Genomic DNA, 6992 nt, shown 5'->3' with positions numbered 1-6992 from the left:
TCAAGGTCGGAAAAACTCTTCTGCATGATCAACTGGACGGTAGTGTGCGTGCCGTTATTGTCTCAGGTCTTGCTAGCAGACGGAACCAGTGCCCGAAGAATAAATCAGTGCTTCCCTAGGCGTTGGGACCGGGTTCATCGGCTCATCAGGCCAGAACATCAAAGGCTCACAACTTGTAACTTGCGACCTACCCCGAGTCGACCGCTCACGCCTAGGTCAAAAGATAATGGACAGTGGTTATGAACTAGGTCATAATTAACTATCTATCTTCTGACCTTGAGAGTATTTAGCCCATGAGCCACATAGCTTACTACCGCGTTAGCGACTCGTCCCAGTCCATTAAATCTCAGAAGGCAGCGCTTACCCACGCTGGCCTGATCGAAGACGAATTCAAGGACGAAGGCGTGTCAGGAGCTATCCCGGCTGCTGATCGTACGGGGTTCGCGGCGATGCTGGCCTTTGTGCGCAAGGGTGACACCATCCATGTCTACGCCGTTGACCGTCTGGGCCGGGACGCTATCGACGTACAAACCACCATCCGGGCGTTGCTTAAAAAGGGCGTCACCGTGCACGTCAATGGCCTTGGCCCAATCGGTCCGGGCGTGGGCGAATTGATCGTTGCCGTATTGGCTCAGGTAGCAGACATGGAGCGTGCCCGGATCAACGAGCGTACCGCGGCAGGCCGGACCCTCGCCCGAGCGTCGTTAGCCGCAACCGGGCTTACCCACCGGGGCAAGGAGAGCCTTGGACGTCCCGCAAAGGGCGATTCAACAGCCGTCAAGGCATGGCGGGCGAAGAAAAAGGCTTCCATCAGCGAAGCAGCCAAGCACTTCGGCCTGTCGGATTCCACCGTTAAGAGGTACTGCGCAGCCTGACCGCATACAGACCGCCAGAGCCTAACGCCGGGTCGTACACACCCGCGTAGCCCGCCTGCCCCAGCGGCTTCGCCTAGGTCCTCTGCTATATTTGAAAACTGAGCCACAGGCGATTCGCACGCGCCAACCCGGCATTAAACCGTCACTTTCGTAGCCGGACGCTAGAGCAGCGCAAGGCGATGGCGGGAGGGTACGCGAGCAAGCAGAGCGTGAGGGCTCTGGCGAAGATCAACGGCGTCTCACCGCGACAGTACTAACGATCGTGAAACCGCCGGTCTTGTGCAGCGATTGCTAGAGCCATCGTCCCAAGGTCGTCAATTATAAGCTGACACCCAGCGCACCTCTAGTCAAACACGGCCGCAAAGCCGGAGGGCATATCGAACGCAATTTAGGCTTTGTGCAAACGAGTGCGTATTTCGGTGAACGTGCCCACCCATTCCGGTCTATCGCGCCCACTTGCGCATGAGATGGTGTTACGCGGTTAAATTGTAGTCGGTGCGGTCACGATGGGTCGATATTTATCTCCTTTTTACTGGTTTTGGGTCGTTGGGCACGCAGCGAGTCACCGGTCAGCGTGAAGCGGTGGTTGCGCTGCATGATGCGGTCCAGGATGGCGTCGGCGATGGTGGCGTCGCCGATCCAGGCATGCCAGTGTTCAACCGGAAGCTGGCTGGTGATGATCGTCGCCTTGTATCCCGCCCGGTCGTCAATGATCTCCAGCAGATCCGAACGCGTCATGCTGTCGATGGCGCCCATGCCCCAGTCGTCCAGCACAAGGACATCAGTCTTCGCCAGTTGGAGCAGCCATTTGCCGAAGGCCCCGCTGCCGTGCCTGATGCGCAGTTCTTCCTGCAAGCGGGGTACACGCTGGTAGACGGCGGAGTAACCACGCCGGCAGGCGTACTGCGCCAGTGCGCAGGCCAGCCACGACTTGCCAGCACCGGTCGGGCCGGTGATCAGGACACTGTGACCGGCGCTGACCCACTCGCCCAGGGCGAGGCTCATCACCTCGCGACGGTCGATGCCGCGACCGGCGCGTGCGTCGATGTCCTCGATCGCAGCCTGCCCGTACTTGAGGTGAGCGTTCTTCAGCAACCGCACCAGCTTGCGGTCGTTGCGCGCGTGGACCTCGCGGTCGATCAACAGCGCCACGCGCTCCTCGAAGCTCAGAGCGGTCATGCCGGGTTGTGCCAGTTGTTCTTCAAGGCCGGCCGCCAGGCCGTCCAGCTTCAGTGAGCGTAGTTGCGCCAGGGTTGTGTGCATCATCATTTCGTCATTCCTCATTGGTAGTAGCCAGGTCCGCGGACGTGGGCATGGTCTGGACTCACCCAATCACCGGCGGCTACCGGTGCGCTCTGGTCGCGGTTGTTGGTAAGGATGTCGCGCACGTGGCGGCACTGGCAGGCGCCGATCTGCAGGGCCAGCATGCAGGCTGCCTCAAGCCTCACCTTGCCGTAGCGCTTGGCCAGCGACAGCAGGCCAAGGCAGGCACGGTAGCCGTGCTCTGGATGCTTGTTCTCGGCCATCAACCGCGTCACCGCTTCGGCCGCCGCCGGACCGATACTTTGCCCCCAGTGAATCAGTCGGGGCGGCGTCCATTCCATGTGAGCGCGGTGCGCGGCCGGCATGTGCGTGGCTGTCGTCGTGAACCCGCCCTGGCGGCTGTTGCGGGCATGGCTGGCGATGCGCTGGCCTCTGTGCATCAGCTCCACCACCGACGTGGTGATGCGTGCTTCGAGCACCTGTCCGACCAGCGAGTGCGGCACACTGTAGCGGTGGCGCTCGACCTCGACGTGGTAGTCGATGTGCACCTTCACCGTCTTGAAGTGCGCCATTTCGTAACGCTGTATCGGCAGCGGCAACAGGGCTGGTGCGTCGATCTCGGCAAAGGTGCTGGCGCGGCTTCCTGGCAGTTTTTGGAACAGCTTTTCGTTCAGGCGGGTGAGCAACGGCGCCATCGCCTGATTGACCTCGTGCACGCTGTCGAACTGCTGGTGACGCAGGCGTGCCATGATCCAGCGCTCAACGATCTGCACTGCCGATTCAGCCTTGGCCTTGTCTTGCGGATGTCGTGGCCGGGCCGGCAGGATCGAGGTGCCGTAGTGGCGCGCGAAGTCGAGCACCGTGTCGTTGCTGCGCGGTTCGTAGCGGTTGGCGTCGGCGATCATCGCCTTCGGATTATCCGGCACGATCAGCTGCGGGACGCCACCGATAAAGGCCAGTGCGCGTGCAGTGGACTCAAGCCAGTCCTTCATTGTCTCGTGCGGCGTCGCGCAGGCGAATGTATAGCTGGAAGCCCCCAGGGCGGCCACGAAGATGTGGGCGCGGCTGCCATCGGTCAGCCCGATGGTCGGGCCAGCGTAATCGATGAACAGCTTCTCGCCGGCTCGGTGCACTTGGCGCATCGAGCGCTTGAGCTGCTTGGCGAAGCGGCGGTAGTTCTCGCAGAACTGCGTGTAGCCGTAGGTTTGCCGATCGGCGTAGTCTGCCCGATGCTCTTCCCACAGTAGCATCAGCGTCATGCCCTTGCGCCGCAGTTCCTGATGCAGACTGCCGTAGTCGGGCTGTACGTGGTCTCGTGGCCGCTCTGGCGCCACCAGCAGGCGCCGCTCCAACGTCACTTCATCGACGCCCTGTACGGCGGCCCAGTCCAGCCCTGCTGCTGCAGCCAGACCAAGGTACTTGGTGACGGCAGCCTTGGAAATACCCAGCGCAGCGGCGATCTGCCGATGCGATAACTGGGCGTCGAGCTTCAAACGCAATACATCTTTTATCTTACGCATATTGATCCTTGGTGCGGGCACGCTGTCTCCAGGAAAAAGCTGGAAGCGTACTCGCTCGGTTGCTATATGCGTAACATCATCTTGGCGTTCTACGACACCGTTCCGGTATCGTGACCAGCCATTCCGGTATCGTGCCCACCGATTCCGGTATCGTGACCAGTGATTCCGGTCAGGCCCTCAAACTGGGCACGATAGACCGGAATGGGTGGGCGCGATGGACCGGAATGGCTGGGCACGATGGACCGGAATCAGTGGGCACGATGGACCGAAATACCCACTATCCGCACCACTTACACGATCCTCAATGCAAAAGAGCCGCCGAGGCCGCTATGCTTACAGCCTCAAGACGTGTCGCCTTGTACGTTCGCGCTTCCACTGAACACCAGAACTATTCCACCCGCCACCAGGAATGCGTGTTGCGGAACTATGCCGCCCAGCGCGGAATGGAGGTCGTAGCCGTCTATCGCGACGAGGGCCGCAGCGGTCTGACCCTCAATGGGCGAGTGGGATTGATGAATCTTCTGCGCGATGTACCTGCCAACGCCCCCGTTCGGAACCATCCTTGTTTATGACGTCAGCCGCTGGGGGCGTTTCCAGGACTCGGACGAGGCTGCAGCGTATGAGTTTACCTGCGGGCGCGCGGGAATTGTCGTTGCCTACTGCGCCGAGCCGTTTGACAACGACGGGTCGCCATTAGCGTCGATGCTAAAGGCGATCAAGCGCACAATGGCCGCCGAGTACAGCCGCGAATTGTCGGTGAAGGTCAAGCGCGCCCAGTGCAACCTCATCCGCGCCGGCTTCAAGCAGGGAGGCAGCGCTGGCTATGGTCTGCGCCGTCAAACCATCTCGGCGTGTGCTAAGCCTGGTCGCATCCTCGAACACGGAGAACGCAAGAGCATTCCCACTGACCGTGTCAGGTACGTGCTTGGTCCCAGGAAGGAGGTCAGCACCGCCAAACGCATTTACGCCATGTACATCGATAAGGGTATGGCCGACTGCAGCATCGCCGTCACGCTAAACGAACAGAAAGTGCCCCACCCCTCGGGCCGTTGGTCCGACTTCCACGTCAAAAGCATACTTACCAACCCAAAATACACCGGCACCTAGTGTTCAATCGCAGCACTCAGCTTATGAAGTCGAGTCGCCGCCCGAATGACCGAAACAAGTGGCTTTTGGTGCCGCACGCGTTCCCCGCGATCGTGACCCAAGCTCGCTTCGACGCGTCCCAGGCTGAGCGCGCCCGGCGCAAACACCGCTGGAGCGACAATGAATTGCTTGGCGGGCTGCGCGCCATTCTCGCTAGAGGCGAAAGCGTCACCTACGAATCGCTCGACGCAAATAATTTACTGCCCTCCGCTAAGACCTATAAGGTGCGCTTCGGCAGCTATATTGACGCCATACGCGCGGCCGGCGTTGAGCACGAACAGATATCCGCCGCCACCACCGCCCACTTTCAGCCGCGCTTTGCCATCGCTGACCTTATGCGGGAGCTCGAGCGCTGCCTAGCGATGGCCACGATTGATTTCCAACAACTCACCTGTCGCACCTACCGTATCGGCAAAGTGGTCGCAAGATTATTGTGCACGCGTTGCCGCGGCGAACGAGCTCATCCCTGCTGGAAGGTGACATTGGCCTACGAAGTCCCCGTTGACTTCATTATCTGGGCCAGAATGGTTGCAGACAATGTTACCGTTGCGCAGTTGTACCTCTTGCCGCGCGCTGAATTTTTTCCAAAACAATACCTGTGGCCATCCACCCGTACTTTGACACTCTACGATCAGTTTGCAGTGCCGAGCATTGCGCATTTGTTTAACCTAGCACAAGCAGTCGGCGCCCCCAATTTTATGGTCGAGAGGCCGCGCCCATCCCTGGAACAGCGTTCCCAGACCACGCATTGTCACGAGCCGGGCGTGGAACAGCGCGGGAAGTGGCTCCCCTGGCTGCCGAGCGCCCCCGCCTAGGTGGAACGCTGCGACGATTTCCGCGCCTTTGCGAACTACCGTGAGGCTCCCGACAGCACCCAGGTCAGCGGAAATTTCCAGATCGGGTCTGCGCTGCCCCATCGCGCGCTGTCTTTTGATATGACTGGACACGCATCCAGTACACCCACCCTGCGAAGCTCGCGCAAAACTCGAGGCAAACGAAATTCACCGATGAGTGTAGGGTCATGACACTCGAGCATCCACCCATCCAGATTTCCCATCAATTCGCCACGATGCGACCCGGCGCGACGATATCAATCAACTGTTGAGTTGACCCAGCCGTATGGCGCCGAACCGATTCAGGAGGATCATTGGTCTCGGCGGGGTAGCAAAGAGGTAAGGCGGCGACCTGCAAAGTCGCACAGATTGGTTCGATTCCAGTCCCCGCCTCCATCAACTGCATACCTTACCCCATGCAGAACCGGATGCCGAACCTTTCCGGCCTTAGTCCCTTCAGCAAAGCTGACCTCGGCCAGCAAGATGGGCTTGCCCACGACCCATAGCAAGGTGAATGCTCCGGCGTGAACGGGCACTCATCGGACTGGATCATACCCAACCTCTTGCGCAGATCGGCGTGCCCATGCCGAGCAGCACCTTGTCTAGGCTCCGAGCGCCGGTGAAACCGCAAACCAGGTCGGAATGCTGACGGCATTCGAGTTTCCGCCATGACGTCGACCGTCGGTCGTCGGGATATGCGCTGTCCGCGCGCTAGCACATCAGCGCTTCAAGGCTCATCCCGCTTCACCGTGCCGGCGCCCTACTTGCGTCAGTAGGCGCCCAGCAACACCCCCGCCTCGACACGGGCGCAGCCCGGCTTGCCTTGCGTCGAGGTCACAGAAGATCCTTCGGATGGTCCGCTAAGATGGCGCAGGAGCAATGCACTGCGATGTCGCAAGGGTACGTGAGCAAGCAGAGCATAAGCGCCCGTGTGAAGCTTTAACTCATTTAAGCTTCCCTTGATCCAAGTGAGAGGTGCCGGTTCTCACCTATCCGGTACCTTCTCGAGGCTCTCAAGCGCTGGCGTGAAAATGGGTGTCGTTCCCCAAGGTGCCAAGGCTTCAACCAACATAGTTCCCTCATCCGTTTCTATGATCGCGGAACCGTCTGAAAACCGCCTCTCACGGAGCACGACCGCGTTTTTGCTAAATCTCCAATAGATGATTTTGCCAGTTGGCATGGCGGGTTCCTTATCATTAAACAATTTGCATAGGTTACTCAGCAAACACACACCTCTAGCAGGGCGTTGAAAAAGGCATGAATACCTTCGGGTTTTATCGATGATCAGTCGAAATTTATCGATCCAAACCCGCATGCCTCCTGAGAACCAAGTTCTAGCCGCTTTTCAGGGCGAT

Annotated in this window: 6 protein-coding genes and 1 tRNA gene; 5 read left to right on the top strand and 2 right to left on the bottom strand. The window is 59.6% G+C overall.

The genetic code is table 11. The features are described 5' to 3' along the window. Positions 1-293 precede the first annotated feature (293 nt). Positions 294-875, top strand: coding sequence for a recombinase family protein (locus ACP7DD_RS26185; RefSeq protein ID WP_426178290.1), 582 nt, complete (start codon positions 294-296; stop codon positions 873-875). A gap of 501 nt (positions 876-1376) precedes the next feature. Here ACP7DD_RS26185 and istB read toward each other — a convergent pair. Beyond that, positions 1377-2144, bottom strand: coding sequence for an IS21-like element helper ATPase IstB (istB, locus tag ACP7DD_RS26180; RefSeq protein ID WP_426178288.1), 768 nt, complete (start codon positions 2142-2144; stop codon positions 1377-1379). A gap of 11 nt (positions 2145-2155) precedes the next feature. Continuing rightward, complete coding sequence (istA, locus tag ACP7DD_RS26175; protein WP_426178287.1) at positions 2156-3679, bottom strand: IS21 family transposase; 1524 nt, start codon at positions 3677-3679, stop codon at positions 2156-2158. Positions 3680-3882: 203 nt separating this feature from the next. On the opposite strand from istA, the gene ACP7DD_RS26170 reads away from it, so the two are divergent. The 4 genes from ACP7DD_RS26170 (at position 3883) to ACP7DD_RS26155 (ending at position 6033) form a co-directional block, all read left to right on the top strand. Next, positions 3883-4230, top strand: a complete 348-nt coding sequence (locus ACP7DD_RS26170; protein ID WP_426178292.1) for a recombinase family protein — start codon at positions 3883-3885, stop codon at positions 4228-4230. After that, positions 4187-4765 (top strand): recombinase family protein, encoded by a 579-nt coding sequence (locus tag ACP7DD_RS26165; RefSeq protein ID WP_426178285.1) that lies wholly within the window; start codon positions 4187-4189, stop codon positions 4763-4765. The genes ACP7DD_RS26170 and ACP7DD_RS26165 overlap by 44 nt, the downstream gene beginning before the upstream one ends. Continuing rightward, positions 4765-5619 (top strand): hypothetical protein, encoded by an 855-nt coding sequence (locus ACP7DD_RS26160; protein WP_426178284.1) that lies wholly within the window; start codon positions 4765-4767, stop codon positions 5617-5619. The genes ACP7DD_RS26165 and ACP7DD_RS26160 overlap by 1 nt, the downstream gene beginning before the upstream one ends. Before the next feature lie 340 nt (positions 5620-5959). Then, positions 5960-6033: transfer RNA gene (locus tag ACP7DD_RS26155), tRNA-Cys, on the top strand. Positions 6034-6992: the final 959 nt, after the last annotated feature.

Origin of the sequence: Massilia sp. TWR1-2-2 (genome assembly GCF_049897565.1) — a bacterium.
Classification (GTDB): domain Bacteria; phylum Pseudomonadota; class Gammaproteobacteria; order Burkholderiales; family Burkholderiaceae_D; genus JAFCUW01.
Note: the sequence above shows the minus strand (reverse complement) of the source record. Positions and strands in the feature narration are given on the sequence as shown.